The 15,586-nt window shown below is 65.6% G+C and carries 17 protein-coding genes; 9 read left to right on the plus strand and 8 right to left on the minus strand.

Annotated features, from left to right (window positions below):
• Positions 1 to 34: 34 nt before the first annotated feature.
• On the minus strand, positions 35 to 1,048 hold the full coding sequence (locus ACP146_RS23795; protein WP_422369245.1) for an adenosine kinase: 1,014 nt from the start codon (positions 1,046 to 1,048) through the stop codon (positions 35 to 37).
• Between the two features lie 309 nt (positions 1,049 to 1,357).
• Between ACP146_RS23795 and ACP146_RS23800 the strand changes: the two genes are divergently transcribed.
• From ACP146_RS23800 to ACP146_RS23810, 3 genes are read left to right on the plus strand one after another with little or no spacing between them, the layout of a single operon-like run.
• Positions 1,358 to 2,074, plus strand: a complete 717-nt coding sequence (locus tag ACP146_RS23800; protein ID WP_422369246.1) for an EI24 domain-containing protein — start codon at positions 1,358 to 1,360, stop codon at positions 2,072 to 2,074.
• A gap of 31 nt (positions 2,075 to 2,105) precedes the next feature.
• A complete protein-coding gene (locus tag ACP146_RS23805; RefSeq protein ID WP_422369247.1) occupies positions 2,106 to 2,711 on the plus strand; it encodes a bactofilin family protein in 606 nt (201 codons plus the stop codon).
• A complete protein-coding gene (locus tag ACP146_RS23810; RefSeq protein WP_422369248.1) occupies positions 2,708 to 3,232 on the plus strand; it encodes a hypothetical protein in 525 nt (174 codons plus the stop codon). The genes ACP146_RS23805 and ACP146_RS23810 overlap by 4 nt, the downstream gene beginning before the upstream one ends.
• 216 nt (positions 3,233 to 3,448) lie before the next feature.
• Here the strand turns inward: ACP146_RS23810 and nth are convergent, their stop codons facing one another.
• A complete protein-coding gene (gene nth, locus ACP146_RS23815) occupies positions 3,449 to 4,183 on the minus strand; it encodes an endonuclease III (protein ID WP_422369249.1) in 735 nt (244 codons plus the stop codon).
• A gap of 326 nt (positions 4,184 to 4,509) precedes the next feature.
• Here nth and ACP146_RS23820 point away from each other — a divergent pair, with 326 nt between their 5' ends.
• The gene (locus ACP146_RS23820; RefSeq protein ID WP_422369250.1) at positions 4,510 to 5,058 is read left to right on the plus strand and encodes a DUF2244 domain-containing protein; all 549 of its coding nucleotides are present in this window, start codon (positions 4,510 to 4,512) and stop codon (positions 5,056 to 5,058) included.
• 39 nt (positions 5,059 to 5,097) lie between these two features.
• Here the strand turns inward: ACP146_RS23820 and ACP146_RS23825 are convergent.
• Positions 5,098 to 6,046, minus strand: a protein-coding gene (locus ACP146_RS23825) for an IS630 family transposase (RefSeq protein WP_422369251.1) whose coding sequence is annotated in 2 segments (ribosomal slippage) — positions 5,098 to 5,698 and positions 5,697 to 6,046 — 951 coding nt in all. Because the reading frame shifts where the segments join, the coding sequence is not laid out codon by codon here.
• A 90-nt stretch (positions 6,047 to 6,136) separates the two neighbouring features.
• Positions 6,137 to 6,934 carry a 4-hydroxy-tetrahydrodipicolinate reductase gene (dapB, locus tag ACP146_RS23830; RefSeq protein WP_422369693.1) on the minus strand — a complete coding sequence of 266 codons (798 nt, stop codon included), beginning with the start codon at positions 6,932 to 6,934 and terminating at the stop codon, positions 6,137 to 6,139.
• A gap of 335 nt (positions 6,935 to 7,269) precedes the next feature.
• On the opposite strand from dapB, the gene ACP146_RS23835 reads away from it, so the two are divergent.
• From ACP146_RS23835 to ACP146_RS23845, 3 genes are all read left to right on the plus strand, one after another.
• Positions 7,270 to 7,917, plus strand: a complete 648-nt coding sequence (locus ACP146_RS23835; protein WP_422369252.1) for a TIGR02466 family protein — start codon at positions 7,270 to 7,272, stop codon at positions 7,915 to 7,917.
• 67 nt (positions 7,918 to 7,984) lie between these two features.
• Entirely contained in the window at positions 7,985 to 8,416 is a 432-nt protein-coding gene (locus ACP146_RS23840) for a GFA family protein (protein ID WP_422369253.1), read from the plus strand.
• Positions 8,406 to 9,233, plus strand: a complete 828-nt coding sequence (locus ACP146_RS23845) for a 2-keto-4-pentenoate hydratase (RefSeq protein ID WP_422369254.1) — start codon at positions 8,406 to 8,408, stop codon at positions 9,231 to 9,233. Before ACP146_RS23840 ends, ACP146_RS23845 begins: the two co-directional genes overlap by 11 nt.
• Before the next feature lie 32 nt (positions 9,234 to 9,265).
• Here ACP146_RS23845 and dnaJ read toward each other — a convergent pair whose 3' ends face one another.
• Entirely contained in the window at positions 9,266 to 10,399 is a 1,134-nt protein-coding gene (gene dnaJ, locus ACP146_RS23850) for a molecular chaperone DnaJ (RefSeq protein WP_422369255.1), read from the minus strand.
• A gap of 139 nt (positions 10,400 to 10,538) precedes the next feature.
• Positions 10,539 to 12,491: a molecular chaperone DnaK gene (dnaK, locus tag ACP146_RS23855; RefSeq protein ID WP_422369256.1), complete on the minus strand. Its 1,953-nt coding sequence runs from the start codon at positions 12,489 to 12,491 to the stop codon at positions 10,539 to 10,541.
• Positions 12,492 to 12,781: 290 nt separating this feature from the next.
• On the opposite strand from dnaK, the gene ACP146_RS23860 reads away from it, so the two are divergent.
• Both ACP146_RS23860 and ACP146_RS23865 read left to right on the plus strand, forming a co-directional pair.
• Positions 12,782 to 13,036, plus strand: a complete 255-nt coding sequence (locus ACP146_RS23860) for a hypothetical protein (RefSeq protein WP_422369257.1) — start codon at positions 12,782 to 12,784, stop codon at positions 13,034 to 13,036.
• Positions 13,033 to 13,665 carry an alpha-ketoglutarate-dependent dioxygenase AlkB family protein gene (locus ACP146_RS23865; protein WP_422369258.1) on the plus strand — a complete coding sequence of 211 codons (633 nt, stop codon included), beginning with the start codon at positions 13,033 to 13,035 and terminating at the stop codon, positions 13,663 to 13,665. The genes ACP146_RS23860 and ACP146_RS23865 overlap by 4 nt, the downstream gene beginning before the upstream one ends.
• Positions 13,666 to 13,699: 34 nt before the next feature.
• Here ACP146_RS23865 and grpE read toward each other — a convergent pair whose 3' ends face one another.
• Both grpE and hrcA read right to left on the minus strand, forming a co-directional pair.
• Positions 13,700 to 14,440, minus strand: a complete 741-nt coding sequence (gene grpE / locus ACP146_RS23870; RefSeq protein WP_422369259.1) for a nucleotide exchange factor GrpE — start codon at positions 14,438 to 14,440, stop codon at positions 13,700 to 13,702.
• 40 nt (positions 14,441 to 14,480) lie between these two features.
• Entirely contained in the window at positions 14,481 to 15,560 is a 1,080-nt protein-coding gene (gene hrcA / locus ACP146_RS23875) for a heat-inducible transcriptional repressor HrcA (protein WP_422369260.1), read from the minus strand.
• Positions 15,561 to 15,586 lie beyond the last annotated feature (26 nt).

Raw genomic sequence — 15,586 nt, forward strand, 5'->3', positions numbered from 1 at the left:
ATGGTTTTGCCTCTGCCTTCCAAAGAGGGGCCGCCTAGGCCCGCTGTGCCTGCGCCGGGCCAAGCTGGCCGGCGATCAATTCCGCGAGATTTTGTTCCGGCCGCGCGCCGACGTGGGAGATCACCTCTGCCGCGGCAATGGCGCCGATGCGCCCGCTGTCGTAGAGGCCGTAGCCGTTGGTGATGCCGAAGAGGAAACCGGCGGCGAAGAGGTCGCCGGCGCCGGTGGTGTCGACCACCTCGGGCACCGGGGCCGCATCCACCACATGCACCTCCTGGCCGCTGACGATGACCGCGCCCTTTTCGCTGCGGGTCAGGGCGGCCACGTCGCAAAGGTGGCGCATCTCCTGCAGGGCCGCGTCGAAGTCCGGCGCATCGAAAAGCCCGCAGACTTCTTCCTCATTGGCGAAAACGATATCGACATGCCGGGTGACGAATTCCTTCAGCTCCTCCTTGTAGCGATCCACCAGAAAGGGATCGGAAAGCGTGAGGGAGACCTTGCGCCCGGCGCCGTGGGCGAGACCGGCGGCCTTCAGGAACGCCGCCTTGGCCGAAGGCGAGTCCCAGAGATAACCCTCCATGTAAGTCACCTGCGCCGCCTCAACCTGGGCCTCGTTCACGTCATCGGGGCCGAATTCGACAGCGGCGCCGAGATAGGTGTTCATGGAGCGTGCCGCATCCGGGGTCACCAGGATCATGGAACGGCCGGTGGCCGGGCCCATGGTCGCATGGGGGGTGTCGAAGCCGACGCCGGTGGCGCGGATATCATGGGTGAAAATGGTGCCGAGCTGGTCGTCGCGCACCTTGCCCAGAAACACGGCCTTGCCGCCCAGGGACGCAACCCCCGCGGCGGTGTTGCCCGCCGAACCGCCGGAAACCTCGACCGCCGGGCCCATGGCGTCATAAAGCTCCACCGCCCGCAGCTCGTCGATCAGGGTCATGCTGCCCTTGTTGATCCGATGAGCCTCCAGAAAGGCATCGTCGGTCTTGCTGAGGACATCGACGAGGGCATTGCCGATGCCGACGACATCGATTTTCGGCGCAGTCATGGGATCTCTTGCTTCAGTTCTTGGTCAAACCTTGCGGGGTCCCGACGCTTCATCGCGCCCGGACCAAATACGTCAGCCAAATCTGTCAGGTCGTATGCCTGCGCCCCAAAATGCTCGTTTAGGGGAGAAAAACCGCAATCGCGGCTCCTTTTAGAGCCCCTTGAGCGTGGCGGCAAGCCCTGCCGTGTCCCGCCCCGGCGTTCACCGGAATCCGCCGCGGCCCGCCGGAAAGGCGCGGGCCCGGGCCCCGGCTCTACCAAAGGTTTGGTTCCCTTGTCGCAGGGGCTGTTGCAGGCTACATATCCGGCCATGTTTCAAGCTCTCTCCCGCGCCTTTCGCCAATCCTTCGATCCGGCCTTCCGCCGCGTTTTCAACCGTTCGCTGCTGTTTTCGCTGGTGACCTTCATCCTGCTCTGGCTGGGCTCCTGGTTTGCCCTGGATTGGGCCGGAGACTGGCTGCTGGCCTGGGTTCGCGGCTGGTCCGGCGAGGGCTTCTGGCTCAGCCTGTTGAGCTGGTTCGTGGATGCCGCGGCCGTCGGGGCCATCGTGCTCGTTTCGTTCTTCCTCTTTCCGATGGTGATGGTCACCATCATGTCGCTGCTGCTCGACGACATCGCCGCGGCGGTGGAGCGCAAGCACTATCCCGACCTGCCCGGCGCCCGGCCGCAGCCCATCGTCGAAGCCCTGTTCGGCAACCTCATCTTCATCCTGGTTACCTTAATACTTAATTTACTCGTCCTGCCGCTCTACTTGATTCTCATATGGATTCCGCCGCTGAACCTGGTTCTGTTCTATTTGATGAACGGCTACCTGCTGGGACGCGAGTACTTCGAAATGGTGTCGGTCCGACGTCTCGCCCTGAAGGAGAGCCGCCTACTGCGGCGGCGGTTTCGCGGGCGGGTCATCCTGGCCGGCGCCGTCGTTACCTTCCTGCTAACCATTCCACTGGTAAATTTGGTGACACCGATTATCGCCACCGCCTTTATGCTGCACATCTTCGAAGACCTGCGCCGGCGCGGCGCCTGACAGGCCGGCGGAGAGCCCGAAAGGACCCTTTATGTTTGGCAAGCGAAAGAGCCCCTCCTCCAGCGACCAGTCGCCGGCCAAGTCTTCGGGCGAAACCCCGGCCGGCACGCCCGCTGCAGGCGATGGCGGTGCGAAGGCGCCGCTGGGCGTTGCCGCCATCAAGGCTCCGCGCCGCCAGGCCGATCCGCGCAATCCCGGCACCGTTGAGGGCCGTAAGCTGGTGGTCGGCCGCGAGATCTGCCTCTCCGGCGAGATCAAGACCTGCGAAAAGCTGGTGGTCGAGGGCCGGGTCGAGGCCGACCTGAATGACAGCCAGAGCCTGGAGATCAGCGAGCCCGGCCTGTTCAAGGGCCACGCCACGGTCGAGGACTGCGACGTCTACGGCACTTTCGAGGGCGATCTGACCGTCACCGGCCGCCTGGTGATCCGCCCGACCGGCCGGGTCAGCGGCAAGATCCGCTATGCCGATATCGAGATCATCAAGGGCGGCCGCCTGAGCGGCGACATCGACGTGCTGGAGGCCTCGCTGGAAGGCCGGCTGCGCGGCGACGGCCCCAAGCTGGCCCACAGCAGCGACACGCCGGCAGGCGGAGCGCCGGACCCCGAGGTTGACGACAGCCAGAGCAAAGCCGGGTGAGCGGGATGCTCCCCCACTTCGCCAAGCCGAGCCGCAAGGGTTTCTCGTTCTTCGGCCTGCTGATCACGGCCGCGGTTCTGAGCGCCTGCCAGACCACCGGAAGCACTAGCCCCGGCGCAACGGCCAACGCAACGGCCCCCCAACCCGCGACAGCCGGGCCGGCGACCGCCGAGGTGGTGCCGACGGAGGTTGTGCAACCGGCGCCCCAAACCGCCGCCCGCCCGCCGCAGCCGGTTGTTACCGCGCCGCCGATCAACGACAACCCCAATCAACTCATGGGTCTCGACCGCGACAGCCTTGCCGCGCTGCTCGGGCAGCCGGATCTGGTGCGCCGCGAAAAGCCGGCGGAGATCTGGCAGTACGTCACCGCTGACTGCGTCTTCGATGTCGTGCTCTACGACAGCGGACCGGCCTATCGGGTGACCTATCTGGAGGCACGCAACGCCGCCGCCGACCGCCTTGAGCCACGCCCCTGCCTGAACCAGGTGCTGCGCAACCGCATGGCCGCGCCGATCAGCTGAGCCCCCAAAACTGCTGTGTTTGCCTTAGGGCTCGCGGTGGAGAGGGTGTCACCCCCACCCCAACCCTCCCCCATCGAAGGGGGAGGGAGAAATCTTTGAGGCGGCTCACCAAATCTCCTCCCCCCTTGATGGGGGGAGGTCGGGAGGGGAGTGAACCCCAGACGCGATGATTCCTTGGACAATAGTGGATCAAATCCGAATTGAAGGGATTGCGCGTTAAACAGCTTTTTTCGTGACTGCGCCCTTCTTTGCGCGCTTTTTGGCTGTCTTTTTTCTGGACGCATTTTTCTTCACGGGCTTGGCTTTTACCGGCGCCTCCAGCGTGGTCTTGCCTTTGAAGGCGCAGAGGTCACTGACCACGCAGGCCGGGCAGTCGGGCTTGCGCGCCTTGCAGACGTAGCGGCCGTGCAGGATCAGCCAGTGGTGGGCGTGCAGCTTGCGGTCCGCCGGCACCACCTTTTCCAGTTTCTGTTCCACCGCCAGCACCGTCTTGCCCGGCGCCAGACCGGTGCGGTTGCCGACCCGGAAGATATGGGTGTCGACGGCGATGGTCGGCTCGCCAAAGGCGATGTTCAGCACCACGTTGGCGGTCTTGCGCCCGACCCCCGGCAGTTTTTCCAGGGCCTCGCGGTCGCGCGGCACTTCGCTGCCGTGCTCGTCGATCAGGATGCGCGACAGCGCCATCACGTTCTTCGCCTTGGCATTGAACAGCCCGATGGTCTTGATGTGATCCTTCACCCGGCCTTCGCCGAGGGCCAGCATGGCCTCGGGCGTCGTCGCCTCCTTGAACAGCCCGCGCGTCGCCTTGTTGACGCCGACGTCGGTGGCCTGGGCGGAAAGCACCACGGCGACCAGCAGGGTGTAGGGATTGACGTAGTCCAGCTCGCCCTTAGGCTCCGGCATGGCCGCGGCGAGGCGGTCGAAAAAGGTAACGATATCGGCTTTTTTCATGGCCCGGCTTTTGCCCTTGGGTCCGGTTGCTCTCCTGAGCCGGCGAGTGTAGCCGGATCAATCGCGAAGGGAAGACAGAATGCTCACACCCTGGAACCGGGGGCTGATTCCAGGGCGGCGGCGACTGTCTCTGTTTGCTTGTGATTCACTTGCCGTCTTTCGGCGGTGACCGCTGGACCTCCGCGTCTTGGCCCATCAAAAAGATCTTCAATCGTGACAACCCTTTCCCAAGACATGACCTGCGTCACATCGCGGAGGGGTTGAGATTTCCAGCCATCTGCCCCTGGTCATTTGATGCGCGCCCGCCGCTTCGCTATATTGTTTAGATGACCGCCATCTGCAGACCCGCGCCTGTCGGCCCGCCGCAGGGGTCCGAAGCCAAGCCGCTGCCCGAAGCCCGGGACGCGGCCCTCTTCGATGCCGAATTGAGACCGAACCGCAGCCTGTCACCGCGGGGCTTCCTGATCCTCATGGGCGCGGTCTGCGCCATCAGCTTTACCGGCGGGCTGGCTTTCTTCCTGGCCGGGGCCTGGCCCGTGATCGGTTTCTTGGGCGCCGACGTGCTGTTGATCTTCCTCGCCTTCAGGATCAACTATCGGCGGGGCCGCCTGGTGGAGCGGCTGCACCTGACGCCGGAGGCGCTGACCGTCAAACGCATCTGGCCCGGCGGCCAGGCCCGCAGTTGGGAATTCCAGCCCTATTGGCTGCAGGTCGATCTCGCCGACCCGCCGCGCCACGACAGCCCGCTGGTTCTGCGTTCCCACGGTCGCAGCCTTTCCATCGGCAGCTTCCTCACCAAGGAAGAACGCGCCGAGGTCGCGACCGCGCTGCGCACGGCCCTCGTCAGGGCGCGCCAGTCCTGCCGGCCGGCCTGAACACGGCCGACGGCGTTTCAGTCCTAGCGCATTTTCCGTTCAATTGCGGTCATATCCGGCTGCGGCGAAGTAGTTCTCGCACTCGTTCGGGGTGAAGGTGTCGATTCCCTGGGCGATGGCGTTCCAAAGATCGTCCTTGGTGCGGGCGGCAGCTTTCTTGAGGAACGCCTTGAGCTTGGAGAAGGCCATCTCGATGGGGTTGAAGTCGGGACTGTAGGGCGGCAGGAAGCGCAACTCTGCGCCGACCGCATGGATGGCCTCACGGACGGCGGTTGGTTTGTGGGCAGGCAGATTGTCCATGACGACGATGTCGCCGGGCGCCAAGGTCGGCACCAGCACCTGTTCGACATAGGCCAGGAACGCCGCGCCGTGCATGGCACCGTCGAGCACCATGGGCGCGGTCATGCCCTCAAACCGGAGCGCACCGACGAAGGTCGTCGTCTTCCAGTGCCCATGGGGAACCGCCGCTCGGCAGCGCTCGCCGCGTGGAGCGCGGCCATACCGCCGGGCCATCTTGGTCGAAGCGCCGGTCTCATCGATGAACACCAACCGTTCCGGCTCGAGATCGGGTTGGGCCTCAAACCAAATTCGCCGCCGCCGCAGGATATCAGGCCGCCGCTGTTCGCTTGCGTGCGCGGTTTTTTTTGAACGTCTGGCCGTGACGGTCCAGCAAGCGCCACACTGTGCTCTGGGCAACTCGGAGCCCATGAGCCTCCTTCAGATGCTCGACGATCTCGGCAAGGGTGATGTCCGGAGCCTCTTCGATCAGCGTCAGAATCTCGTCGGCATGAGCCTCCATCCGGTGCGAATGCCGGTCACCACCCAACGGCTTCGATCCAAGACGCCCCTCGCGGCGCCATTGGTGCACCCACTTGATCGCCGTCGAGGCCGCAACCCCGAACCGACGTGCCGCCGACCGCCGGGACTGCCCGCCCTCGACCGCAGAGATCAGCCGTTTGCGAAGATCAGTGGAAAGAGGTTTGGTCATACGGGCTGGCCTCCTTCACCAGCCCGCCTCTTGAATCAGATTTCGACCCCTATGGGAATCCCCAACGATTCCAAATGAGTGGAAACTGCTCTAGAACCCCAGCACGTCGCGCATCGAGTAGAGCCCGGCGGGCTTACCGCGGCCCCAGAGCGCGGCCTTCACGGCGCCTTTGGAGAAAACCTCGCGGCTGGTCGCCTTGTGGGTGAGGACGATCTGTTCGCCCTCCGCCGCGAAGATCACCGAGTGCTCGCCCGCCACGTCGCCGCCGCGCAGGGTGGCGAAACCGATCTCGCCGCGCGGCCGGGCGCCCACCTGGCCGTCACGGGTTTTGCAGGCGACATCCTCCAGCGCCACGCCGCGCCCCCGGGCCGCCGCCTTGCCCAGCATCAGCGCGGTGCCGGAGGGCGCATCGACCTTGTGGCGGTGATGCATCTCCAACACGTCGATGTCGTAGTCCGCATCCAGCGCGCGGGCGACTTGTTCGGTGATCAGCTCCAGCAGGTTCACCCCCAGGCTCATGTTGGCCGCCTGGATCACCACGGTCTGCACCGCCGCCTTTTCGATCATCGCCTGGCTCTCCGCATCCAGGCCGGTGGTGCCGGCGACATAGACCACCTCGGCCTGGGCCGCCAGTTCGGCGTGGCGTTTCGTCGCCGCCGGGGTGGTGAAGTCGATCACCGCATCGACGGCGGCAAAGAGCTCCACCGGGTCGTCGCCGGCCTTGATGCCGACCGGATCGGCACCGGACAGCAGGCCGAGGTCCTGGCCGATCACCGGGCTGCCGGGCTGGTCGCTGCCGCCGCCGATGACGCAGTGTTCGCTGGCGGCGATGGTCGCCAGGTTCATCCGGCCCATGCGGCCGCCGCAGCCGACGATACCGATCTTCAGGGGGTCCATACGCGTCTCCTCATTGAGACGCCGGTTTAGCATGCTCCTCTGCAGTGGCAAAGCCGGCGGCCCCATACCTCAAAGCCGGCAGCCTCACCCCCACCCCAGCCCTCCCCCATCATGGGGGAGGGGGCTGTGACGGACCCCGCTCTGTCTCCTCCCCCCTTTGATGGGGGGAGGCCGGGAGGGGGGTGAACTGCCGCCGCACGGCATTACATCGCCAAGAGTACCCGCACCCGGATACCAGCCACCTGTTTTGCAAGGCCGTCTCAGGCTTGACGCGGAACCTGCGGTACTGGCCTTCTGGCAGGGATCGAATCAGTGAAAGACCCGTCATGCCGCCATCGCAAGCCGATGCAGAAGGATTCCACGACCTCTGGCCCACCACCCTGCTGCGCCGCAGCCTGCCGGGCCATGCGGCGGCCAATGCGGAACTGCTACGGCTGATCGCGGCGATGGAGGCGGAGAAGGCCGACCTCACGACCGACTACCGCAGCGGCAACCTGCTGACCGTCGACAATCCCGCCATCGCCTGGCTGCGCGACTGCATCAACAAGACCGTCATCGACTATCTGAAGCGCGCCGGGCTCGACTACGCCGTGAACTGGTCGCTGCAGGGCTGGGCCAACGTGAACCGGCGCGGCGATTACCACGACCCGCACAATCATCCCCATGCCTACCTCAGCGGCACCTACTATCTTCAGGTGCCCGCGGCCAAAGCGCCCAGAGAAAACCGCGGCGACCTGCGCCCCGGCGCGATCTCCTTCTACGATCCCCGGTCCGCCGCCAACATGACCGCGATCCGCGGCGACCGCCAGATCGAGGCCGAGTTCACCCACCACCCCAAGGCCGGCGAGATCCTGCTCTGGCCCGCCTTCCTCATGCACTTCGTCCACCCCAATCTGGCCGAGGAAAAACGCGTCAGCATCTCCTTCAACGCCACCCTGAAATGGTCCGACGACTATCTGCCCCATCAAAACTAAAGACCAGGGGTGAGACGACGAGGGCAGGGCCCTGGCAGGTGCGGAGGCCCTCCGCTATCCTGACGGCATGAGCGAAACCAAGGAGATCCATAGCGGCGGCTGCCTTTGCGGCGCGGTGCGCTATGAAGTGCGCGGCCCCCTGCGCGACGTCGTGAACTGTTACTGCGGCATGTGTCAGAAGCTGCACGGCGGTTTCGGCCCCCATTCGAAAGCCGACAAGGCGGACCTCGTCATCACCGAAGACCGGGGCCTCCGATGGTATGAAAGCTCGACGCGGGCAAGACGCGGGTTTTGCGGCCTCTGCGGTTCCAGCCTGTTCTGGGAACCGGTGGCCCAGCCCGGCACCGGCATCCTCGCAGGCTCCCTCGATCAGCCGAGCGGCCTGAAGACCATCGGCCACATCTTCGTCGGCGAGAAGGCCGACTTCACCGAGGTCGCGGGCAGCGCGCCGCAGTTCGAGGGTTCCTCCGAGGGCCGCCTGGAAGGTGATGCGCTCTGACACCCTCTCAGATCTTTCCGACATCGCCGACCGGCTGATCGCGGCTTACGATTCCGCGACGACGCTGCAACCGATAACCGCGTCACAATCGGACTTCTCGGTCGCCGAAGCCTATGCCGTGCTGGCGGAGATCGAGACGCGGCGGCGGCGCCAGGGCTGGCAGCCGGTCGGCCGCAAGATCGGTTTCACCAACCGCACGATCTGGGACCGCTACGGCGTCTGGCAGCCGATGTGGGCCCACACCTGGGCCCATACGGTGCATCAGGCGGAAGCGGGACGGGCGGACCTGTCGTTAAGTGGCTTCGTGCAGCCGCGCCTCGAACCGGAAGTGGTCTTCAAACTGAAGGCGCCGCTGCCGGTGACGGAGGACCCCGTGACCGTATTGGAGAGCGTCGACTGGATCGCCGCCGGCTTCGAGATCGTGCAGAGCCACTTTCCCGACTGGCGCTTCACCGCCGCCGACTGCACCGCGGCCTTCGGCCTGCACGGCGCCCTGGTCGTCGGGACGCCCCTTGCCATCACCGAAGCGAACCGCGCCGATATCGCCGCGAAGCTGCCGCGCTTCACCGCCAGCCTGTCGCGCGACGGCAGCGTCGTCGAGCAGGGCGTCGGCGCCAACGTCCTCGACAGCCCGGCGCTCTCCCTCGCCCACCTCGCCCGGGTGCTGTCGGAACAGCCGCAGTCCCCGCCGCTGGCCCCTGGCGAAACCATCACCACCGGCACCCTCACCGACGCCTGGCCGGTAAAACCCGGCGAGATCTGGTCGTCCGACTACGGCGACTTGGGGCTGGAGGGATTGAGGGTGACGTTCACGTAAGCGTCCCGAGAGAATACTCTAAAGGCCCGACCCTACTCCGTCAGGTCTTCCCAGAATTCCTTTACGCGGGCGAAGAAGCCTTCGGATTCCGGGTTGGTCTTGCGGCCCTTGCCTTCTTCCTCGAACTCGCGGAGCAGTTCTTTCTGGCGCTTGGTGAGGTTCACCGGGGTTTCGATGGCGACCTCGACGTACATGTCGCCGACCGCTTTTGAGCGCAGCACCGGCATGCCCTTGGCCTTTAAGCGGAACTGCTGGTTGGCCTGGGTGCCGTGCGGGACGGTGATCTTGGCGCGGCCGCCGGCAATGGTCGGCACCTCCACCGAACCGCCGAGCGCCGCGGTGGTCATGGGGATCGGCACCCGGCAATAGATGTTGGCGCCGTCGCGCTGGAACAGGCGGTGCGGGGCGACCGAGAGGAAGATATAGAGATCGCCCGCCGGGGCGCCGCGCAGACCGGCCTCGCCCTCGCCCGCCAGACGGATGCGGGTGCCGTCCTCGACACCGGCGGGGATGTTCACCTGCAGGGACTTTTCGCGGTGGACGCGGCCGGTGCCGTCGCAGGCGCCGCAGGGGTTGTCGATCACTTGGCCCGCGCCCTGGCAGGTCGGGCAGGTGCGCTCGATGGTGAAAAAGCCCTGCTGGGCGCGCACCCGGCCGCGGCCCTGGCAGGTGCCGCAGGTGACCGGCTGGGCACCGCCCTCGGCGCCCGTGCCGTCGCAGGACTCACAGGTCGCCGCGGTCGGCACCCGGATCTGCGCGGTCTTGCCGGCGAAGGCCTCCTCCAGGGTGATCTCCATGTTGTAGCGCAGGTCGGAACCGCGCGCCGCGGTGTTGGAACGGCGCCCGCCCATGAAGTCGCCGAACATCTCGTCGAAGATGTCGGCAAAGCCGCCGCCGGAGAAGCCGCCGAAGCCGCCGCCCTGGCCCGGCGCGCCGCCGCCGCCGTTGGTGAAGGCTTCGTGACCGAAGCGGTCATAGGCTGCGCGCTTCTGGTCGTCCTTGAGGACCTCGTAGGCTTCGTTGATTTCCTTGAACTTGTGCTCAGCCTTTTCGTCACCCGGATTGCGGTCCGGATGGAACTTCATGGCGAGCTTGCGGTAGGCCGACTTGAGGGCCCCGGCATCGGCGTCTCGTCCGACGCCCAGTGTTTCGTAGTAGTCTTTCATAAGTCCGACCGCCGCCTTGCCCCCCGAAGACTATCGACAGTTCATCCTATAAGCCGCCCAAAAGAAAGAAGGCCGGACCGGGCTTTCGCGCAGCGCGCAAACTCGCCTCTGTCCGGCCTTCCCGTTCTCCTGCGGGCGCTTAGGCCGAGTGGCCCTTCTTGTCGTCGTCGACCTCTTCGAAGTCGGCATCGACGACCTTGTCGTCACCGGCGGCCTCGCCCTGGGCGGAGGCATCATCCCCCGCACCGGTCCCGTTGGCGGCACCGTCAGCCGAAGCGTCGCCACCGGCCTCGCTCTGCTCGTAGAGCGCCTGGCCGAGCTTCATGGAGATTTCCGCCAGGGCCTGGGTCTTGGCCTGAATGGCCTCGACGTCGTCGCCCTCCGAAGCGGTCTTCAGCTCGGCAATGGCGGCCTCGGCAGCCGTCTTGTCTTCCGCCGAGACCTTGTCGCCGGCGTCGCTGATGGTCTTCTCCGTCGTGTGGATCAGGGATTCGGCCTGGTTCTTGGCTTCCACCAGGGCACGGCGTTCCTTGTCCTTCTCGGCATTGGCCTCGGCATCGCGGACCATGTTCTCGATCTCGTCGTCGCTGAGACCGCCGGAAGCCTGGATGCGGATCGTCTGCTCCTTGCCGGTGGCCTTGTCCTTGGCGCCGACATTGACGATGCCGTTGGCGTCGATGTCGAAGGTCACCTCGATCTGCGGCACGCCGCGCGGGGCGCCCGGAATGCCGACGAGGTCGAACTGGCCGAGCAGCTTGTTGTCGGCCGCCATCTCACGCTCGCCCTGGAAGACCCGGATGGTCACCGCCTGCTGATTGTCTTCGGCGGTGGAGAAGGTCTGGCTCTTCTTGGTGGGGATGGTGGTGTTGCGGTCGATGAGGCGCGTCATCACGCCGCCCAGGGTTTCGATGCCCAGGGACAGCGGCGTGACGTCCAGCAGCAGCACGTCCTTCACGTCGCCCTTCAGCACGCCGCCCTGGATGCCGGCACCGATGGCCACCACCTCGTCGGGGTTCACGCCGCGGTGCGGGTCCTTGCCGAAGAAGTTCTTCACGGTATCGAAGACCTTGGGCATGCGGGTCATGCCGCCGACCATGATGATGTCTTCGATCTCGCCCGGCGACACGCCGGCGTCCTTCAGGGCGGCCTTCACCGGGCCCATGGTGCGCTCCACCAGATCCTCAACCAGGGCTTCCAGCTTGGCGCGGGTCAGCTTGATGTTGAGGTGCTTGGGGCCGGAGGCATCGGCGGTGATGAAGGGCAGGTTGATTTCGGTCTGGTTGGCCGAGGAGAGCTCGATCTTGGCCTTCTCCGCCTCTTCCTTCAGGCGCTGCAGGGCTAGCTTGTCCTCGCGCAGGTCGATGCCCTGCTCCTTTTTGAACTCGTCGGCGAGGTAGCTGATGATGCGCGCGTCGAAGTCTTCACCACCCAGGAAGGTATCGCCGTTGGTCGACTTCACCTCGAAGACGCCGTCGCCGATTTCCAGCACCGAAACGTCGAAGGTGCCGCCGCCGAGGTCGTAGACCACGATGGTGCCGTGGCCCTTTTTGTCGAGGCCGTAGGCCAGCGCCGCCGCCGTCGGCTCGTTGATGATGCGCAGCACGTCCAGGCCGGCGATCTTGCCGGCGTCCTTGGTGGCCTGACGCTGGGAGTCGTTGAAGTAGGCGGGCACCGTGATGACCGCTTCGGTCACCGTCTCACCCAGATAGCTTTCCGCGGTTTCCTTCATCTTCTGCAGGATGAAGGCGGAAATCTGGCTGGGGCTGTATTCCTTGCCCTGGCCTTCGACCCAGGCATCGCCGTCGTGATTGATGATCTTGTAGGGGACGAGATCCATGTCCTTTTTGGTCATGGGATCGTCGTGGCGCCGTCCGATGAGGCGCTTGATGGCGAACAGGGTGTTCTCGGGATTGGTGACCGCCTGGCGCTTGGCCGGCTGGCCCACGAGCCGCTCGTCGGACCCGGTGAAGGCGACGATGGAGGGTGTCGTTCGCGCGCCTTCGGCGTTTTCAATGACTTTGGCGTCTTTGCCGTCCATGACCGCGACACAGGAATTCGTCGTGCCGAGGTCGATACCGATTACTTTACTCATTTCTAAATCCTCACTTCGATCAGCAGACCCCTTGGGCGGCCTGATTTCAGCACCACCCGGCGGATCTCCGCCAGAGAGAGTTCATGACCATGGGTTCTGGGCTTATATAAGCAGCATAGCCCTTGCTGCAAGGCGCAAAACAGAGAGAATCTAATCATTAACGCTAGGAATTCAGGGTGTTGCCGGCCAGAACCACGAATCCGCAGGACCAAGCAACAGAATCCTCCTGCCGCGCCGCCCGAAGCGGGGGCAAGAGCGGGGCCGCACAGCCTGAACCGGGAGACAATGGAATGAACCAGCGGGAACCCCATCCGGATCCGGAAAGCGACGGCCTCTACCGCGCCATCATGCTGGTGCTGATCGGATCGATCCTGCTGGGCGCGGTCCTGACCCTCAGCGGCGAGGCGGTTTTCGGCAGCAAGCCCCTGGCCAACGTCGGCCTGGGCATGGCGGTGCTGGCCGGCATTGCCTACTGGGGCCTGCGCCTCAAGGCCCGCGCGGCGCAAAGAAAGGCCGAAGAACGGAGCGAGCGGGACGGGGCGTGACAAGCGCAAACCAGAAGGCGGGGCCACCGGCGGGCTTCCGCTATCTGCCCGGTTACCTGTCGCCCGAGGATCAGCGGAGCCTGCTGGCGGCGCTGCGCGCCGTGGTCGCCGAGGCGCCGCTCTATCAGCCCCGGATGCCGGGCAACGGCAAGCCGATGTCGGTGCGCATGAGCAACGCCGGCAGCCACGGCTGGTACTCCGACAAAGCCGCGGGCTACCGCTATGTCTCAAACCATCCGGAGACGGGGCGGCCCTGGCCGGCGATCCCGGCGGCCTTACTGGCGGCCTGGGGCGATCTCGCTGACTATCCCGCGCCGCCGCAGTGCTGCCTGATCAATTTCTACCAGGGGCCCAAGGTGCGCATGGGCCTGCACCGCGACCAGGACGAGGAGACCTTCGAAGCCCCGGTGGTCTCGCTTTCGCTCGGCGATTCCGCGGTGTTCCGGATCGGCGGCGCAGAGCGCCGCGGTCCGACCAGCTCGCTCAAGCTGCATTCCGGCGATGCGGTGGTCATGGGCGGTGACGCCCGCCTCGCCTATCACGGCATCGACCGGGTCCTCGGCGGCTCCAGCCGGCTGTTACCCGACGGCGGCCGCATCAACATCACCCTGCGCCGGGTGACGGCATGAGCAACTTGCCAAAGCGGAAGGCTAGGAAGGCAATCTAAGCCGAGGTATCGACCTTGCTGCCCGGACCCTCATTGCCGGGGGAGTCGTCCTCCGCCGGGGCGTCGCTGCCGGCCTCGCCGGCCTTCGGGCCGCCCTTGGAGATACCGACCCGGGCCGGGCGCAGCAGGCGGTCGTGCAGGCGATACCCGGTCTGGATCACCTGGACCACGGTCCCGGCGGGCTTCTCCAGATCCTCGACCTCGAACATCGCCTCGTGCAGGTGAGGGTCCATCTTGTCGCCCAGGGGCGCGATGGCGCGGATCTGATGGCGCTCGAAGACCGAGGTCAGCTCCTTCTGGGTCATCTGCACGCCGAGGCGCAGGTTGCTCACCGTCTCGTTCTCGGCGGCCAGTTCCTCCGGCACGCTTTCCAGGGCGCGCTGCAGGTTGTCGGCGACGCCCAGCAGGTCGCGGATCACCGGCACGGCGGCATATTTCACGCCGTCCTCGCGCTCCCGCTGGCTGCGGCGGCGAATGTTCTCGGTTTCCGCCATGGCGCGCAGCAACTGGTCCTTCAGCGAGGCGACCTCGCCCTCCAGAACCGCCACCGGCTCCTCGTCCGGCGACAGCGCCGCAGCGGCGTCCAGGCCCGAGAGGTCGACCAGCGGTTCGTCACCGGCGATCGGCGCCTCTTCAGCCATATCGTTCTCCGCATCGCGCTGCGCGTCCCCGGAGGTTTCGGCGGCCGCTTCCGGGCTTTCGGGCTTGGCCTGATCTTGTTTCCTGTCTTGTGCCATCACGGGACGGCAACTCCTTTCAAACTTTCAACGGTATCGTTCAGCCGGCAAGGCGGCCGATGACTTTTGCGGTGTAGTCGACCATGGGAATGATCCGGGCATAGTCGATCCGCGTCGGCCCGATCACCCCGATGGCGCCGACGATCTTTTGCTGCGAATTGCTGTAAGGCGCAATCACCATCGAACAGCCGGCCAGACCAAAGAGCTCGTTTTCGGCGCCGATGAAGATCTGCACACCCTCGGCCCCACCGGCAAGGTCCAGCAGATTGACCAGGGCATCCTTGGTCTCCAGCATGGCGAAGAGCTGGCGGATGCGCTCCAGATCCTCCAGCGCCGTCACGTCCTCCAGAAGTTGGGACTGACCGCGCAAGATCAAGGCGCCGCTTTTGCCGCCGGCCTGATTGCCGGCCCAGCTCGCCAGACCGCGCTCGATCACCCGGGAGGTGAGGGCGTCAAGCTCGGCGCGCTGCTGCTCCAGCTCCTTCAATACCTCTGTCTGCGCCTCTTCCAGGGTGCGCCCGGTGAGACGTGCGGTGAGGTAATTGCTGGCCTCGACGAGAGAGGAGGCGGGCAGCCCGGCGGGTACGTCGATGATGCGGTTCTCGACCACGCCGGAAACCGAGATCAGCACCACCAGCGCCCGGCCCGGCCCCAGGGAGACAAACTCGATATGCTTCAGCGGCTCGCCCAGCTTGGGCGCCACCACCAGCCCGGCACAGCGCGACAGGCCGGAGATGGTCTCCGAGGCCTCTTCCAGCACCTCGGGAAACGAACGCCCGTCGGCCACGCACTGGCTTTCGATGTGGGCCCGCTCGTCCTTGGTCAGGTTGCCGAGTTCCAGCAGCCCGTCGACGAAGAGGCGCAAGCCCATGTCGGTCGGCATGCGCCCGGCCGAAGTATGGGGCGCGAAAAGCAGCCCGAGATCCTCCAGATCGGCCATCACGTTGCGGATGGTCGCCGGCGAGAGCCCCAGGCCGAGACTGCGCGACAGGGTGCGCGAACCCACCGCCGCGCCGGTTTCCACATAGGCGTCGACGATGTGCTTCAAAACCTCGCGGGAGCGCTCGTTGAGGCCCTTGGCCGCCAGGGAATCTGCCAGGGATCGTGCGGTTTCGTTCATTAATTCGAATGTAGTGAGCCCCCCGG

The sequence above is a fragment of the Pelagibius sp. genome (assembly GCF_965249265.1).
In the GTDB taxonomy this organism is placed as follows: domain Bacteria; phylum Pseudomonadota; class Alphaproteobacteria; order Kiloniellales; family Kiloniellaceae; genus Pelagibius.